14 protein-coding genes are annotated in these 17,081 nt (G+C 39.8%); 8 read left to right on the forward strand and 6 right to left on the reverse strand.

Annotated elements, in window-relative coordinates; genetic code table 11:
• Positions 1-202: 202 nt before the first annotated feature.
• The 3 genes from H6G69_RS13870 (at position 203) to H6G69_RS13880 (ending at position 3,697) form a co-directional block, all read left to right on the forward strand.
• Positions 203-1,843 (forward strand): CTP synthase, encoded by a 1,641-nt coding sequence (locus tag H6G69_RS13870; protein ID WP_190687637.1) that lies wholly within the window; start codon positions 203-205, stop codon positions 1,841-1,843.
• Between the two features lie 115 nt (positions 1,844-1,958).
• The gene (locus tag H6G69_RS13875; RefSeq protein WP_190687639.1) at positions 1,959-2,381 is read left to right on the forward strand and encodes a hypothetical protein; all 423 of its coding nucleotides are present in this window, start codon (positions 1,959-1,961) and stop codon (positions 2,379-2,381) included.
• Between the two features lie 176 nt (positions 2,382-2,557).
• Complete coding sequence (locus H6G69_RS13880) at positions 2,558-3,697, forward strand: glycosyltransferase family 9 protein (RefSeq protein WP_190687642.1); 1,140 nt, start codon at positions 2,558-2,560, stop codon at positions 3,695-3,697.
• Between the two features lie 24 nt (positions 3,698-3,721).
• Here H6G69_RS13880 and H6G69_RS13885 read toward each other — a convergent pair whose 3' ends face one another.
• The 5 genes from H6G69_RS13885 to trxB all read right to left on the reverse strand — a co-directional run bounded on the left by H6G69_RS13885 (position 3,722) and on the right by trxB (position 9,112).
• The gene (locus tag H6G69_RS13885; RefSeq protein ID WP_190687645.1) at positions 3,722-4,618 is read right to left on the reverse strand and encodes an ROK family protein; all 897 of its coding nucleotides are present in this window, start codon (positions 4,616-4,618) and stop codon (positions 3,722-3,724) included.
• A 269-nt stretch (positions 4,619-4,887) separates the two neighbouring features.
• A complete protein-coding gene (locus tag H6G69_RS13890; RefSeq protein WP_190687647.1) occupies positions 4,888-6,333 on the reverse strand; it encodes a tetratricopeptide repeat protein in 1,446 nt (481 codons plus the stop codon).
• Between the two features lie 16 nt (positions 6,334-6,349).
• Complete coding sequence (locus H6G69_RS13895) at positions 6,350-6,547, reverse strand: hypothetical protein (RefSeq protein WP_190687650.1); 198 nt, start codon at positions 6,545-6,547, stop codon at positions 6,350-6,352.
• A 68-nt stretch (positions 6,548-6,615) separates the two neighbouring features.
• Positions 6,616-7,512: an ABC transporter permease gene (locus H6G69_RS13900; protein WP_190687653.1), complete on the reverse strand. Its 897-nt coding sequence runs from the start codon at positions 7,510-7,512 to the stop codon at positions 6,616-6,618.
• 229 nt (positions 7,513-7,741) lie between these two features.
• A complete protein-coding gene (gene trxB / locus H6G69_RS13905; protein ID WP_190687656.1) occupies positions 7,742-9,112 on the reverse strand; it encodes a thioredoxin-disulfide reductase in 1,371 nt (456 codons plus the stop codon).
• Between the two features lie 242 nt (positions 9,113-9,354).
• On the opposite strand from trxB, the gene H6G69_RS13910 reads away from it, so the two are divergent.
• The 5 genes from H6G69_RS13910 to H6G69_RS13930 all read left to right on the forward strand — a co-directional run bounded on the left by H6G69_RS13910 (position 9,355) and on the right by H6G69_RS13930 (position 15,874).
• Entirely contained in the window at positions 9,355-10,680 is a 1,326-nt protein-coding gene (locus H6G69_RS13910) for a class I SAM-dependent methyltransferase (protein ID WP_190687659.1), read from the forward strand.
• A 119-nt stretch (positions 10,681-10,799) separates the two neighbouring features.
• Positions 10,800-11,354, forward strand: coding sequence for a type IV pilin-like G/H family protein (locus H6G69_RS13915; protein ID WP_190687661.1), 555 nt, complete (start codon positions 10,800-10,802; stop codon positions 11,352-11,354).
• Between the two features lie 101 nt (positions 11,355-11,455).
• Positions 11,456-13,699 (forward strand): tetratricopeptide repeat protein, encoded by a 2,244-nt coding sequence (locus H6G69_RS13920; protein ID WP_190687664.1) that lies wholly within the window; start codon positions 11,456-11,458, stop codon positions 13,697-13,699.
• 667 nt (positions 13,700-14,366) lie between these two features.
• The gene (locus H6G69_RS13925) at positions 14,367-15,443 is read left to right on the forward strand and encodes a M4 family metallopeptidase (protein WP_190687667.1); all 1,077 of its coding nucleotides are present in this window, start codon (positions 14,367-14,369) and stop codon (positions 15,441-15,443) included.
• A gap of 131 nt (positions 15,444-15,574) precedes the next feature.
• Complete coding sequence (locus H6G69_RS13930) at positions 15,575-15,874, forward strand: protealysin inhibitor emfourin (protein WP_190687670.1); 300 nt, start codon at positions 15,575-15,577, stop codon at positions 15,872-15,874.
• A 30-nt stretch (positions 15,875-15,904) separates the two neighbouring features.
• On the opposite strand, the gene H6G69_RS13935 is transcribed toward H6G69_RS13930, so the two are convergent.
• Positions 15,905-16,831 (reverse strand): cobalamin-binding protein, encoded by a 927-nt coding sequence (locus tag H6G69_RS13935; RefSeq protein ID WP_190687673.1) that lies wholly within the window; start codon positions 16,829-16,831, stop codon positions 15,905-15,907.
• Between the last annotated feature and the right edge of the window lie 250 nt (positions 16,832-17,081).

Here is a 17,081-nt window from a genome sequence, read left to right on the forward strand (position 1 = left end):
AATAGTGACTGTGGCACAATGACCAGGATAAGGATAAATCAAGTATGAAGTATGAAAGATGAAGTCTGAAACTTGAAGGAGAAAAACTAAAGATTTAATTAAATTTATATTGATTACTTCCCATGTCAGACTTCACACTTTATACTTCACACTTTCGACGATGTACTTTGAGAAGGCGCAAGAGAGAAATTCAAAAATTACTATGACTAAGTTTATTTTCGTCACTGGAGGTGTAGTTTCCAGTATCGGCAAAGGAATTGTAGCAGCAAGTCTAGGCCGTTTACTCAAATCGCGCAATTATTCGGTGTCGATATTGAAATTAGACCCCTATATCAATGTTGATCCTGGTACTATGAGTCCCTTTCAACATGGGGAAGTTTTTGTTACCGAGGATGGTGCTGAGACAGACTTAGATTTAGGGCATTATGAACGTTTCACCGACACTTCCATGTCGCGCCTCAACAGTGTAACGACAGGATCAATTTACCAGGCGGTGATTAACAGAGAACGGCGTGGTGAATACAATGGTGGCACGGTACAGGTAATTCCTCACATCACCAATGAAATCAAAGACAGAATTTTGCTGGTAGCCCAAGATGCCAAACCTGATGTGCTGATTACAGAAATTGGTGGAACTGTGGGCGATATTGAATCACTGCCATTTATGGAAGCAATTCGCCAGTTACGTAAGCAAGTGGGACGACAGAATGTTTTATATATGCACGTTACCCTACTACCTTACATTGCTTCGGCAGGGGAGATGAAGACTAAGCCGACTCAGCATTCTGTTAAGGAACTGAGATCGATTGGCATTCAACCAGATATTTTAGTTTGTCGCAGCGATCGCCCCATCCCCACAGGCTTAAAGCAAAAATTGTCTGAGTTTTGTGATGTTCCCGAAAAATGCGTGATTACTTCGCAAGATGCGCTCAGTATTTATGAAGTACCACTGATATTAGAACGGGAAGGATTAGCAGAACAAGCACTATCCCTACTACAAATGGAACCACGCCAACCTGATTTAACTCAGTGGCGGACAATGGTAGAAAGGCTGTACAGTCCAAAACGGACGATGGAAATTGCCATTGTCGGTAAATATGTGCGCTTAAGTGATGCTTATTTATCGGTTGTAGAAGCATTGCGTCATGCGGCAATTGCCACCCACGCTGATTTGCGTTTGCGATGGGTAAATTCCGAAATTTTAGAAACTGAACAAGCGGAAAATTACCTTGATGGCATTGATGGCTTGGTTGTGCCTGGGGGCTTTGGCACACGGGGGATAGATGGTAAAATTGCTGCCATTAAATATGCCCGCGATCGCCATATTCCATTCTTGGGTTTATGCTTAGGAATGCAATGCGCTGTGATTGAATGGGCGAGAAATATATGTGGATATACAGATGCCAATAGTGCAGAATTTGACCCTTATACTACCAATCCAGTGATTAACCTCTTGCCTGACCAACAGAATGTAGTTGATTTAGGCGGAACAATGCGCTTAGGTAAGTATGCTTGTCACATTTTGCCTGATACTTTAGCTGCCAAACTTTATCAAGCAGAAGTAGTGGATGAAAGGCATCGTCATAGATACGAATTCAACAATAATTACCGCAAACTACTCTTAGCATCTGGCTACGTCATTAGCGGCACATCTCCTGATGGGCGCTTAGTAGAAATTGTGGAATTACCAAATCATCCTTTCTTTTTGGCTTGTCAATTTCATCCTGAGTTTAAATCGCGTCCTAGCCAACCGCATCCTTTATTTAAAGGATTTATGGAAGCTACGATCGCACGTATCCATCCTAATGCTAGTCTACAAACACCTGTAGAGGTGTTGAAATAAACTCAAAGTCAAATTTTGGCATTTTGAGTTCGCCCACAGCAACATTCACTTATAATTTACAGATTTCGTTATACAGGGTAAGCATCATTTTTCAATTTGGACTTAAGGAGATGTTGTGGCGTACTGGATAAAAATATTTTACGAGAGGAAAGAATATGTGATTAATATTGACCGTGTGAATGCTTTTTGCTACGAAAAAAACGGTAGAGTAACCTTCTGGTTGCCTGATAGCGCAATTCCCATTGTCATTAGCCCCCAAAATAACCTCGAAGACTACCAAAAAGTTCTGCAATATCTCGAACAAGTCACTGATTTAGAAATAGAAAATGCCCACTGGGTAAAAATAGTTGACGATAAAAATGAATATATTGTTAACCTCTATTGTATTAGTTCCTTTTGTCGAGAAGCTAACGGTAGAATAACTTTTTGGTTGCCTGATGGCACTATTCCTATTATCATCAACCCCTCAAATAACCCAGATTCTTATCAAAAAGTGGCACAATTTGTCCAAAAAACCACAGGCTATTCTCTTTCGTAAAAGTATTCAGTAATTTCAAATCATATCCACCAATTAAGCGCATCTACCTCCAGAACATTATTAGTCAAGTATTCTGTTCTCTAGACATTTCGTGGCTCTTGACATTATCTCAAACAACTGCCAAGGTGTTGGAGAAAAATTCCATTCTTGGTATAAATTGAGCGAGTGTCCACGAGATGCAGATTTTTACGAATCAATCTCTACGAGCTAAACCTCATATTGCTGTGTTTTCTTCCACAAAAGTGGGCAACTTCGTTGTTACTACACCGCTATTAAGAGGGCTAAAAGAGAAATATCCTGATTGTACGCTAGATTTTTTTGGTAGTGAAACTACTAAGGATTTTGAAATTCATTGTCCTTATATAGACTGGCGATTTTCCATATATACGCAGCGTCCTGATTTTTTAGATGCCCTAGCACAAGCAGTGCGGCAACGTCAAGAATTAGCAGGAATTTATGATTTAGCGATTAATTGTGATGGATTTAGCGAAATCAATTTAGTTATGATTAGTGCTATCCGTCCGACTTACATTGCTGGAGTTGCTTTATCTCTAGATTTTCGTGACAAACTCAAAGTAGAAAATCATCCAATTCACAAAATCTTACTCGACAAAGATTGGAATAGTAAAGAGTTTCTGCACAGACATCAAGATATCTTACAAAGCAACTATATCAGCGAAATATTCTGTCGAGTTGCATATATAGAAACTGATTTTTATAAACTAGAATTACCCAGTCAGGAACCTAATTTTTCAGTTCCTGATGTTTTAATTCATGCGACAGCTACACGTCCGGCAAAAATGTGGCCTGCATTTTATTGGCAACAAGTTATTAAGTGGTGCGAATCTCAAGGATTAACGATTGGCTTAATTGGCAGTCATCCTCAAGCGCAACAAACTTTATACAATGCTGGTCATACTGAAGAATATTTGTTAGAAACAACAAATATTATTGACTTCAGAGGAAAAACTTCTTTAATTGAACTAGCAGGTGCTTTTCGCCATACTAGAGTATGTATTTCTGTAGATTCTGGGCCACTACATATTGCAGCTGCTGTCGGTTGCCCAACATTGGCAATTTTTGGTAATGATGCTGATGGTGATGGTGCAAGTCCTCTGAGACTGTGGGCATCTCGGCAACCACACGTCAAACTGACGATTTCAGAATTTAAATGTACTTTATGTCAGGAGAATGCTTTTAAAAATAAAGAGTGTTTATTAGATAATCATCCTTGTATGGCTTTTCTTTCTCCTGAGTCAGTTGTCAATCAACTCAACAATATTTTGGCTAATCAATTAAGCGTAAATCAAATTTAATCAATAGTTTAGGTTGTCATTTATCTATTTAAAATTAAATTTTTCCCATGCTAATTTTGCCGCCCCGGCCATTCCCGCAGAGTTGCCTAATTCGGCTGGGAGAATTTGTAATCCTGTACGGGAAGTATACATAACTCGCCGCTCAATTTCTGCTTTGACTGCGGGTAAGAAAAATTGAAAACTCGCACTCACACCACCACCAATAACGATCGCTTGTGGTGTTAAAACATAAATTAAACTAACTAAACCAATACCTAAATCTCTACCGTATTCTTGCCAAAAGGCTAAAGCCTCAGCATCTCCAGCTTGGGCTAGAACACCTAACTCCGCAGGATCTTTACCAGTGCGGCGACGAATGGCAATGAGTGAGGCATATTGTTCTAAAGAACCTTGATTGCCACTATTACAGATCGGCCCTTCAGGGTTGAAGCTAATTAAACCTAATTCTCCTGCTGCTCCTTGATGTCCAATGAACAGCTTACCATCAAGTATGATTGCGCCCCCAACCCCTGTTCCCAAAGTCAACATAATAAAATGTTGAAAGTTGCGCCCAGCACCTAACCAAGCTTCCCCGACTCCCGCACAGTTAGCATCGTTAGCTATCACAGTCGGTTTGCCTGTTTTCATCTCTAACCATTCAGCTAAAGGGACATCCTGCCATTTAGGTAAGTTAATTGCTATTTTGGCAATTCTGCCAGCCGCATCCGCAGGCCCAGGCATACCCACACCAATAGCTATAATTTGATTATCAGGGTCAATTTGGGCGATCGCATCTACTACCACAGCCAAAACGGCTTCTGGTTGAGATGGTTGAGGAGTGGCTACAGTTAAGCATTTTAAGCAAGTACCATCTTGGCTAAACCGCCCTAACTTAATTGCTGTTCCCCCGATATCAATCCCAATTACTTCCGGTTTATCCACAATTGCACATCCAAAAAAGCTGAAGTATGAAGTATGAAAAAGTCTCAAGTATGTAGACTGAGAGCGAAGTGCCGCTAGTCTCAAGTCTGAAAGCTGGGTTGCAAAACTAAAGAATTAAATTTACACCTAATCCTAGTCTGCGGCAAGCCACCCAAAGGCTGTCTACACATTTCATACTTCACACTTTATACTTCATACTTCATACTTCATACTTCACACTTCATACTTCACACTTCATACTTCACACTTCATACTTCATACTTCATACTTCACACTTCATACTTCAGAATTTCCTGCGCTACTTTAGCAAATACTCCCGCCCAATCACCAGCCACTTCTTGACGAAACAGTTGCATTGTAGGATACCAAGGACTGTTATCTCGGTGCAATAGCCAACGCCAGTCAGGAATGAAAGGCAGAACTACCCAGGTTGGTTTACCTAATGCGCCTGCGAGGTGAGCCACTGAAGTATCTATAGTTAAAACTATATCTAATTGAGCGATCGCCGCAGCTGTATCACTAAAATTATGTAAATAACTGCTTAAATCCTGAATTTTGATATCAGTAGGTAGTTGTGCTAAATCTTGGGAACTTTTACCTACTTGGAGGCTATAAAACTCTACATCTGGTAATTTGAACAACGGTATAAATGGCAGGAGTCCAGAAGTACGGCGAATATTATGACGATTGTCAGGATTTCCCGCCCAAACAATGCCAATTTTAAGTTTGGTGTCTGGTGCAGCTGCTAATCTGAAATTATGGGACGACGGCGCAGATATATAAGGTATGCTGGCGGGTATCGTTTCCACCGTTGTTCCCAACAGATAGGGTAAGCTCATCAGTGGTGCTTGAGTATGAAACTCTGGTAATTCTTCATCCAGAGCAAAAACTTCTTCTACGCCAGGAACCGTTTTGATTAATTCTACTTGAGCAGCCAAACAAGCAACGATAACTCGACCACCCTGATCGCGCACTAAGTCAGCGTAGCGAATAAACTGAAATGTATCCCCCAAGCCTTGTTCGGCATACAGCAAAATAGTTTTACCCTTTAAAGCAGAGCCATCCCAAGCTGGTGTGGTAAAGTTCGGCAGTTGTTCGGGGGCAAATACTCGCCAACGCCATTCGTATTCGGCAAAACCACGGTCAAAGTCGCCTATTAATAATAGTGCTTCGGCTAAGTTTTGGTGGGCTTCGGCAAAATTTGGCTGCAATTCAATCGCTGTTTGATAGTAAGAAAGGGCTGCTTCTATTTCCCCCAATTGGAGCGAAACCAGACCTAAGTTATTGTAGGCTAAAGCATAATTTGGCTGAATAATCGTAGCTTGGCGATAGTAATTTTGTGCCGTTGCTAAGTTTCCTTGTTGTTGAAAGACCAAAGCTAAGTTGTAATGAAACTGGGCAGCGTTAGGCTGTAGTGCGATCGCTTCTTGATAATGTTGAATTGCTTCTTGTAATAAACCCTGCTGTTTTAAAGCAATACCAAGATTGCTGTGAACTGAGGCCAAATCTGGATTAACGGCTAAAGCTTGACGGTACAATGCGATCGCTTTTTCTGTTTTTCCTGATTGATGGGCAAGTGTACCCAATAAATACAAAGCATCAACTTGATTTGGTTGCTCTTGTAAAATTTGAGTATATATTTGTTCAGCTTGGAAGAAGCGGCCCGCTTGTTGATGTTGAAAAGCGATCGCTAAACTATCAGAAACATTATTCATTAATTTACAACTAGGCTTATTTATGTTCTTCTAAGTTGTAATCAACTTTTTCATCAGAACGCACAGAAGTAACTTGTAAATTAACAACTGGGTAACTAGTCTGTGATTGACCTTGCATAGCCATAACTGGTGTACCACGCAGAATACCAGTCAAAGCCATCGATAGCACAAATCCACCAGTAGCAGCAGCAATTAAAGTCAGGTTATCTTTCACAAAAATATCTCCAGTTATCAGTTATCAGTTAACAGTGAACAGTTACCAGTCTGTTTACTGTTAACTGACTATTTCCGAATCCCATTTTCTCCCCGCAAACGAGGATTGACAAATTCATTTAACCCTTCACCAAGTAGGGATAACCCTACTACCATCAATGTCATTGCTAAACCAGGAAATAAAGTAGTCCACCAAACACCTGTCGGTAGGGCTTCAAGTGCCTGTTTTAGGTCATGTCCCCATTCTGGAACTTCTTCTGGAAGCCCTAATCCCAAAAAGCCTAAACCGCCCAATACTAAAATTGCATCGGCGGCGTTGAGGGTAAATAGTACAGGTACACTTTGAATGACGTTGAAAAATAGGTAGCGTGATAGCACAATCCAAGTAGAAGCTCCCATTGCTTGCGCCGCTTCGATGAATACCTCTGTTTTTACGCTCACTGTGTGGTTGCGTACCACTCGGTAATATTGGGGAATATAAGCAATACTAATTGCGATCGCTGCATTTAATATTCCTCTGCCCACCACAAATGCCAGTGTTACAGAAAGTAATAGTCCTGGTAAGGTGTAAATGCTATCCATCAAAAACAGCAGGATTTTATCTAACCTACCGCCAAGATAGCCACTCAGCATTCCTAACGGCACGCCGATAATCATACTTAGCGCGGTGGCTAAAATCACCACCTGTAATGCAGCTTGCGCGCCAAATAAAGTGCGAGAAAAGACATCATGACCCAAACGACTAGTACCAAACCAATGTTTAGCTGATGGTGCTTCTTGAATTGGGTTAGAAAGAAAATCTTTTGGGTTTTGTAGCCATCCCCAAGCCTGCAATACAGGAGCAAAAAACGCTAGAAAAATAAAAAATAGGGTGATGGCTAACCCAATAATCATTAATTTCTGGGAAAGATTAGAACTTTTGGCAAAACGTAAGAAATTTGGCAGCTGTCGTTTAGTGATGGTCATGTGCGATCGTCTGCATAAAGCAAGATACGCTGACCATTATAGAAGTGTGAAGTGTGAAGTATGAAGTATGAAATGAAGTGTGAAGTATGAAATGAAGTTAGGACTTACGCAAAAAATCTCTCAAACTCTTATTTAACAAGGGTTTAATTGGTTCATTTGGTAAGCCCCAGAACGATGAAAGATAAAATCTTTCTTACATTTCAGACTTCAGACTTCAGACTTCACACTTTTAAATATTGCTTTCAATCAACTGGCGATACTCGCTCTTTTGCTTCACACCTTTGACTTCCTTCAACAGGTCTTTATCCTTAAAGAATTGCACTGTTGGTGTACCTGTTACGCCAGCGTTTTCGGCAATTTCGCGGTCTTTATCGATGTCAATTTCCACAAAGTGAATTTTGCCATCGAATTCATCCACTACTTTATTTAGTATCGGCTTCAAGGTATGACAAGGGCCACAACCGGGAGCGACATATTTAACAATGAGTAGGCGATCGCTTTCGTGGAATAATTTACGTAAAGCATAACCACCTTCATGACGGGTCGCATTTAAATTAAACCCTGCTTCTTGTTCAGCTTCAGTTTTTTGCTGTACTGGCTCATGCTCTAACTCATTATTAATTGTTGGCTGTTGATGGAACTCTTGAATCAAAGCATTAGAAGATAACCACCGTTCTGCTAACAACGCCGCCATACATCCAGTACCTGCAGCTGTGATTGCTTGGCGATATTCATGGTCTTGCACGTCACCAGCCGCATACACGCCTTCGACACTAGTTTCTACAGAACCGGGCTTGGTGACGATATAACCCACATCATCTAATTCCAGCTGTCCCTGAAATAAAGAGGTATTAGGCTTGTGACCAATAGCGTAGAATAACCCCCTTGCATGGATTTCGCTTTCTTCACCCGTTTTATTATTGCGGACTTTCACCCCATCCATATGACCATTGCCGAACACGTCTACAACTTCAGTATTCCAATGCACTTGGATTTTAGGGTTACTCAAAACTCGGTCTTGCATAGCCTTAGAAGCCCGCATCTTATCAGACCTCACTAACAAATTCACCTTAGAACCATATTTAGTTAGGTAAATCGACTCTTCCGCAGCCGAGTCACCAGCACCAATTACCGCCAACTCTGCACCGTGGAAAATTGGTGTCGCCCCATCACAAATCGCGCAAGCAGAAATACCCCGACTCCAAAATAGATGTTCGCTATTTAAACCCAGACGCTTTGCTGTTGCACCAGTGGCAATAATCACACTGTGGGCTTTAACTTCTCTTTCTTCTGAGCGCACAGTAAACGGACGCTGACTCAAATCAACAGATATCACATCCTCAGTATATAACTCTGCTCCCCAACGCTCGGCCTGTGCCTTCATCCGATCCATCAGTTCCGGCCCAGTGATTCCTTGCGGAAAGCCAGGAAAGTTTTCCACCTCAGTTGTGGTCATTAACTGTCCACCAGGTAAACCCCCAGCTTGGAAACCTTCAAAAACCACAGGTTTTAAGTTAGCCCGTGCTGCATAGATAGCCGCAGTGTAACCTGCAGGCCCAGAACCGATAATCACTACGTTTTCTACTGTTTGGTTAGACATATATTTATGTGAACTCATAACGACTACGCTTAATATAACATAACCATCGCGTGAGAGCAAAGGTACATAAATGGGAATACTCAAACTTAAGCCAATTTTTCAGTTGTGCTATTGCCGAGGGATTTCCCACAAATAAACTATCCACGCCAAAAAAACTTGGAATATTTATTTTTTATTGGCAATCTCACAACACAGGCTATTCAAGCAGATGGCGAATCTGCACTAACAGGAGCATCTTACCGATGAATAACCCAACATCAGACTTAAAAGAAAAAATTCGTCAGCAGTTTGAAGCAACTCCATATCCTAATAATTCCCTAGAGGAAACGCCAAAAAACAAGCTGAACTTATTGTATGTCTATAATTTTGTCACACCTTTCTATTTAAGAAACCAAGAACTTATAAATACTAAAGATAAACTTATTTTAGATGCTGGCTGTGGTTCAGGTTATACATCCTTAGCTTTAGCCCAGGCAAATCCTGATGCCAAGATTGTTGGCATTGATTTATCGGCAGAATCAGTCAAATTAGCTAACCAACGCTTTCAATATCATGGCTTTGACAATGCAGAGTTTTATACACTTTCCATTGAAGATTTACCCCAATTGGGGATGAAATTTGACTACATTAACTGTGATGAAACCCTTTATCTACTGCCAGATCCAGTTTTGGGTTTGCAAGTGATGAAATCGGTTTTAGAACCTCATGGAATTATTCATACTAACCTGCATAGTTATCGTCAGCGATTTTATTATTATCAAGCGCAAGAACTGTTTCAACTGATGGGATTACTAGATAGTACGCCCCAACAATTTGAGGCTGAATTGGTGAGAGAAACTATGCGTTCTTTGAGAGATGACGTAGTTCTTAAACAAAAAGCCTGGGATAATACCTTTGACCAAGCTCCTAACTTAGCCTTAATTAATCATTTGCTACAAGGCGATAAAGGCTATACAGTTAAGCAAATGTTTGCCATGTTGCAAGCAGCTGACCTCGAATTTATCAGCATGGTGCAATGGCGACATTGGGAATTAATGGACTTATTCAAAAATCGGGATGATTTACCAGCTTTTTTAGCGATGAGTTTACCCGAATTGTCTATTGAGGAACAGTTACATATATTTGATCTGTTACATCCGGCTCATCGCTTACTGGATTTTTGGTGTGGTCATCCTCACCAAGGAAACTGGTCTGAACCTGTGGCTGAGTGGATATTAACAGACTGGCAAAATACAAAAGTATATCTGCACCCTCAATTAAGGGCTGAACAAATTAAACAAGATTTAATTAACTGCATTGCTCAAGGTAGCGTATGGTCAATTGGTAACTATATAAATCTTCCTTTAAAAGGGCCATTCGAGTTAGACAGCACCTTAGCTGCTTGCTTGCTACCTCTATGGGAGGGAGGACAACCATTTGACTCTTTAGTACAACGCTGGCTATTAATTAAACCTATAGATGTCGTCAGCTTAGAGCCGATGAGTTACGACAAAGCTTCCTATCAAGTGCAGAATCTTTTGAGTAGGCTAGAAGTCTTTCTGTATGTGCTTTTGGAGCGTGGTGCATAGAATTCCTAGAGACATTTCTAGAATTTTTTAGCGTGGGTGATATGAAACTGAAACCAAGTGGGTAAATTAAGCCCAGAGGTTAAGAATAATACATCTCACCCCCCTAAGGAGCCACTATAATGCCTGCTATCAAACCAGAGCTTCAAGCTAAATTTTTACAACACCTCAACAACCGTAAGAAGAAAGCCGAAGAAGGTTTCACTTTGATTGAATTGCTCGTGGTAGTAATTATTATCGGTGTTCTTGCGGCGATCGCGCTACCTTCCTTGCTCGGTCAAGTTAACAAAGCCAAACAGTCAGAAGGTAAGAACAACATCGGTGCTATCAACCGCGCGCAACAAGCTTACTACTTGGAATACCAAGCCTTTAATACTGACTTAACTCAGTTAGGTATTGGTATCAAAACCCAAACTGACAACTACGACTACACAAGCGTAATTAACGGAGATACCAGTGGCTCTAACTTGGCTGTGATTTCGCACAACGCAATGGCTCGTAAAGCTGCCCTGAAGAGCTACGTAGGTATAGTAGGAACCACCAAAGGAGATGGTGCAACCAGCGAAGCTTTAACACTAGCTTTTGCTTGTGAGTCTAATGACCCAGGCATCAGAACTACCGGTATCACTGGTACAGCCCTTGGTTGCCCTGCAAACCACAAATCTCTAGCTAGATAAGCTAACAACAACCAAGCAACAGTTGTTGATACTGATTTTTTTACAAGTGGGTAGTATTCCTTTCAACTACTCACTTTATTTTATTAGGAGCTTTTCAAATTATGTTAATAGAAGCAACTAAGACTTCAGAAAGTTGGCAAGAACAAGCCTACAACTATCTAGTTCAAGGTAATTATTATCAAGCAGCAAATTGCTATGAACAAGCAATTACCTTGGAACCAGATGTGAAGTCAAATTATTTATATCTGGGGCTAGCATTGTTTTTGCAAGGGCAACAGGATGAAGCTCAAGCCACTTGGCTCATGGTATTGATGGAGGGTGATGAAAGCCAAATTAATGAATTAGTGGCTATTTTAGAGCAGGAAGCGGCGAGGCAAGAAGCTAAATCAGAGTTAGAAAAAGCCATAATTATTAGACAACAAATTCAGGAATTTGTTCCTACAGATATTCACAATTTATTAAATATAGTATTACTGAAAATTCAGCAAGAAAGTTTCACTGGTAATGACTTAAAAGATTTAGCCGTCATAGAACTGCTTGAGCATTTACAGGCTGAATTAGAAAAAGTTGATTGGGAAACATTAATTTCTGTCCTCAAAAATGTGTTAGAGGCTGCTCCTTTACATTCGGCATCTCTAGAACTAGCAAAAACTATTATTCCATATATTAACGAATCTGAAAAAATCACAAGTTTTGTTGCTGTTATTATCCCTTATAGTGTGAGAATTGCATATTCTCTCAAAGCTCCAGACATTGCCAGAAATTTTATAGACTTAGCCTTAATAGTAGATGGTAAAAACCAAGAACTGCTGTTTCACAAGGCAGGTTTCTATTATATGGACTCTAAATATGCACAAGGAATAGAAACAGCTAAATTAGCTTATTCAATAGCTCAACGCCTAAGCGATATAATTTTTGCCCATTATTTAATTTTAAAAGGGCTGATTAGTTCTAGTGGTACGAATTGGCAAGCAGCCGATCAAACTTGGTACGAACATGAATTATTACTCAAGGAATTAATCAACCAAAAATCTGAAGATTTACAAATTCTCCAAGTATCACGAGTTTTTAATTGTAATTACTTTACTCCCTATTTACAAGATCAGCCGCAAGATTATCATAAAATCCGCGCTCAACTAGCTGAAATTTGCCAGAAAAATATTAATGTTTATTATACTGATGCTGTGGAGCGTTATCAGCAAGGTCATATCAAACGGCAAAAATTAATTACTCCTACTAAAAAATTAAAGATAGGTTACTTATCTCATTGTTTAAAAAGCCATTCTGTGGGTTGGTTAGCCAGATGGTTAATTCAGCATCATAACCGCGATCGCTTTGAAATCAACGGCTATTGTCTGTATACTAATCCAGTATTTGACCCTTTACATGAATGGTATTTAAATCAATTCAACAACACACATAAAAGTGAAAATGTCCAGGCATTAGCCAATAAAATTTATGAAGATGAAATTGATATTTTAATTGATTTGGATAGCATTACTTTAGACTTGACTTGTATATTGGTATCTCTCAAGGCCGCACCAATTCAAGCGACGTGGTTAGGGTGGGATGCTTCGGGTATTCCCACTGTTGATTACTTTATTGCTGACCCTTATGTTTTGCCAGACTCAGCTGAAACATATTACAACGAAAAAATCTGGCGTTTACCACAAACTTATATAGCGGTAGATGGTTTTGAGGTTGGTGTTCCCACATTACGGCGTGATGATTTAAATATTCCTGCTGATGCCGTAGTTTATTTTAGCGGACAGCGAGGTTTTAAGCGACATCCCGATACTGCACGCCTGCAAATGAAGATTATTCAAGAAGTACCTAATAGCTACTTTTTGATTAAAGGTGATACCGAGGAAGAGTCAATGCAAAACTTCTTTTATCAATTAGCCGAAGAAGAAGGCGTAGCAATTGACAGGTTAAGGTTTTTACCCAATGCACCATCGGAAGCATCTCATCGCGCTAATTTAGCTATTGCTGATGTAGTACTAGATACTTATCCCTATAACGGCGCAACAACAACTCTAGAAACTTTATGGATGGGTATTCCTTTAGTAACGCGTGTTGGTGAACAATTTGCAGCGCGTAATAGCTACACGATGATGGTTAATGCTGGTATTACAGAAGGTATAGCCTGGACAGATGCAGAATATGTGGAATGGGGTGTGCGTTTAGGTAAAGATGAAAGTTTACGTCAACAAGTAGTGAGAAAACTGAAAGTATCTCGACAAACTGCGCCTCTATGGAATGGTAAGCAATTCGCCCGTAACATGGAAACAGCTTACGAGCAAATGTGGCAAAGATACATTGATGCTCATGAAACGAGTCGATAATTGCAATTATTTTTGCTTAACAATTTTTGATAAATTCTCCATAAGCAGTAGCTCAAACTAACTATGGAGAATTTATTATTTGAGACTGTTTAAACAGCGAAATTTGAAAATAATCAGAGATGATTATAAAGTAAATATTAAATTTTATGGTGCGTTATCGGAACGCTGAACGCACCACAGTTCTTAGTGCTTTACAGCTAATCCTAGTTCTCTCAAGCTCCCGAATTATTACATAGCCGTAACACACCCTACTTAATCTTTGCTGGATGTGAAAACAATAATTTAAGACTAGTTCTAAGCAAAAAACTATTATTTTAACAAACTGCTAAAAGGTTCAAAGTAAGTATAAAAATTTAACAAATTATTTAGAAGTTTGTCAGTAATCAAAGGCGAAAAAAGAGCATAATTTCAGTTAACAGCAACTATCATGTTAATCTGTTGACTTGTTAAGGAGATTGACTTGTTTATAGTCTTCGCCTTAAACCTGTGGAGTGCAAATTTATTCAAGATTATCAATACTAACTAGATATATCTAGAAATAAATTTTAGAACAATCCAAATTTACAGATAAAAGACATTTAATTTGCATGAGTTAGTCTACTGATTTTGACAGTAGGGTTAATGCAAATTTTAGCCATCACGTAGTTTTTAAAGGAGAATATCTCAGATGGCTCGGAAGAAAAAATCATCGGGTTCTCAATTTCGGCATTCACTACATAATCGATGCCCTATTTGTTGTATTGTTCCACCACATATGCTGGAACACGTAGCTGTAAATGGTAATCCCCAACAGCGTAGCTGGGCTTTTCGTACTTTAAATGTTTCGGCACAGTTTCAGGGTAGGCGAAATGTTGTGGGAAACCTGTTCTTCTCTCCCTCCCCAGGGGAGAAGCGACGCACTATTTACGATGCGAAAAATGGACAACAACTTCCTGGTACTTTGGTGCGTGGTGAGGGCGATCCTCCTAGTGCTGATGAAGCAGTGAATGAAGCTTATGATGCGGCGGGTGCTACCTATGACTTCTTTGCTGGGGTGTTTGAACGCAATTCTATTGATAACAAGGGTCTGCGTTTAGATTCTACCGTTCATTATGGCGTTAAGTATGACAATGCCTTTTGGAACGGCGATCAAATGGTTTATGGTGATGGTGATGGCGACCTGTTCCAACGCTTCACAAAATGTATTGATATTATTGGGCATGAGCTAACGCATGGAGTAACTCAGTATGAAGCTGGTTTGCAATATTATGGTGAACCAGGTGCATTAAATGAGTCTTTCTCTGATGTTTTTGGTTCTTTAGTAAAACAAAAACTCAAAAATCAAACAGTAAACCAAGCAGACTGGTTAATTGGAGAAGGTCTTTTAGCACCTGGTGTTAAGGGTGTTGGTATTCGTTCGATGAAAGCACCAGGAACATCGTATGACGATCCTGTGCTAGGGAAAGACCCACAACCGGCACATATGCAGGATAAGTATACAGGCTTAGAAGATAATGCAGGTGTGCATATTAATTCAGGTATTCCCAATTATGCTTTTTATTTAGCGGCTATGGAAATTGGGGGTTATGCCTGGGAAAAAGCTGGGAAAATTTGGTATGTAACTTTGCGCGATCGCCTGCGTAATCAGGCACAATTTAAAACAGCCGCACAAGCAACCATTGATGTTGCTGGCGAACTCTACGGTAATGGTAGTCAAGAACAGCAAGCCGTACAGAATGCTTGGCAAAAAGTAGGAGTGATTTAAACTAATTCATCAAGCTAGATTTACCCTGACACCCTATACCCCTTTTTGTTGCTGCTAAACTGGGAGATGATAGTTTTTATCTCCCAGGTTTTGTCTTTATATTGATAAATCATGCAACGGAGAGCAAAAAAATGCGGATCTCTTTTGAACGCACGGGTGGCTTTGCTGGGATAAGGCGGACAAAAACCGTTGACACAGCAAATCTTCCAGCGAATGAAGCTAATGCTTTGCCGAGATTAGTAGAAGTAGCAGATTTCTTTAATTTACCTGCACAAATTCCTACGCCGAATGTCCAGGGCGATCGCTTTGAGTATAAGCTAACTGTAGAAGACCACGGTAAACAACATACAGTAATTGTCAGTGAAGCAGCTTTACCTGGGACTTTAAGACCATTAATTGAATGGTTAAATAACGTACCAGTGCAAAGATAATCTAGAATTTTTACTCAGCACCTAGCACTTTTACAAGGGTTCCCAAGCTTTACCTTTATAACCATAGTCAAAAATTTCTGGATGTAAGATTTCTGCCAAAATTTCTAAAGAGTCTACAAGCCTTGGCCCTGGGCGGTTAAAGTAAGAATTGCCATCAGTAATATAAACTCTACCAGTTTTAGCGGCGTGAAGTTTTTGCCACTCTGCACGCTGAGTTAATAAGTCGGCATCTTTGCGAGTGCGAGATAAATCAAAACCACAAGGCATAAAGATGATAATATCTGGGTCGCTGGCAATCAGTGTATTCCAATCTAACTGAGCCGAAGGTTTACCCATCACGCTAAATAAGGTTTGTCCTCCTGCTAAGTTAACTAGTTCGGGAATCCAATTTGCTCCTGTCATTAAAGGATCTGTCCATTCGATACAAGCGACAGTGGGTAATTCTGTGAGTGAAAGTCCCTGAATTTTTTGCTGACAAATTTTTACACGAGCTTGTAAATTTTCTAGTATTGTTACTGAATCCACTTCAAAGATGTTAGCCACTCGTTCAATATCAGCCCAAACATCTTGTAAAACAGTGGGTTGCAGAGAAATAATCTTTGGTGAAGTAGTGACAAACTGAGCAACTGCTTTTTCTACTTCTTCAAAGCTCACAGCACAGACATCACACTGGTCTTGCGTCAGAATGTGGGTAGGCTGTAACTGCTCTAAAATATCTGTTTTAATTTGATAGATACTCAGTGCTGATTGTAACAAATTATTAACTTTATCGTGAATTTCGCTGCTAGATACATCAGTATTGAAGCGTGCTGCAGTACAAACAGGGCGATTTTGAATTTCTGGAGGGTAGTCACATTCGTGAGATCGCCCAACAATTTCCTTAGTTAACCCTAGTGCAGCTAAAATCTCCGTGGCACTCGGTATTAAAGAAACAATTTTTACACTATTATTAGTCATTGTTCCACCTCTGTGACAGCTTTTTATAGCTTAATTCTCACAAATTTTGAGCAATTCAGTATCTTTCTCTAGGGGAATTTGCAACGTTAGTGCAGTCAATAATCACCTAGAAGATTGACTTTAAGTATATTTGCATAAATAAACACAATATTAAATTGATTAACTATTATTCTCCTAGATATCTTCTTTGAGAGTGATGGTATTTTTAGGTTTTATGTGTTATCTCGATGTAAGTATAAATAATGCTGTT

Source organism: Nostoc sp. FACHB-110 (assembly GCF_014697425.1).
GTDB lineage: Bacteria > Cyanobacteriota > Cyanobacteriia > Cyanobacteriales > Nostocaceae > Nostoc_B.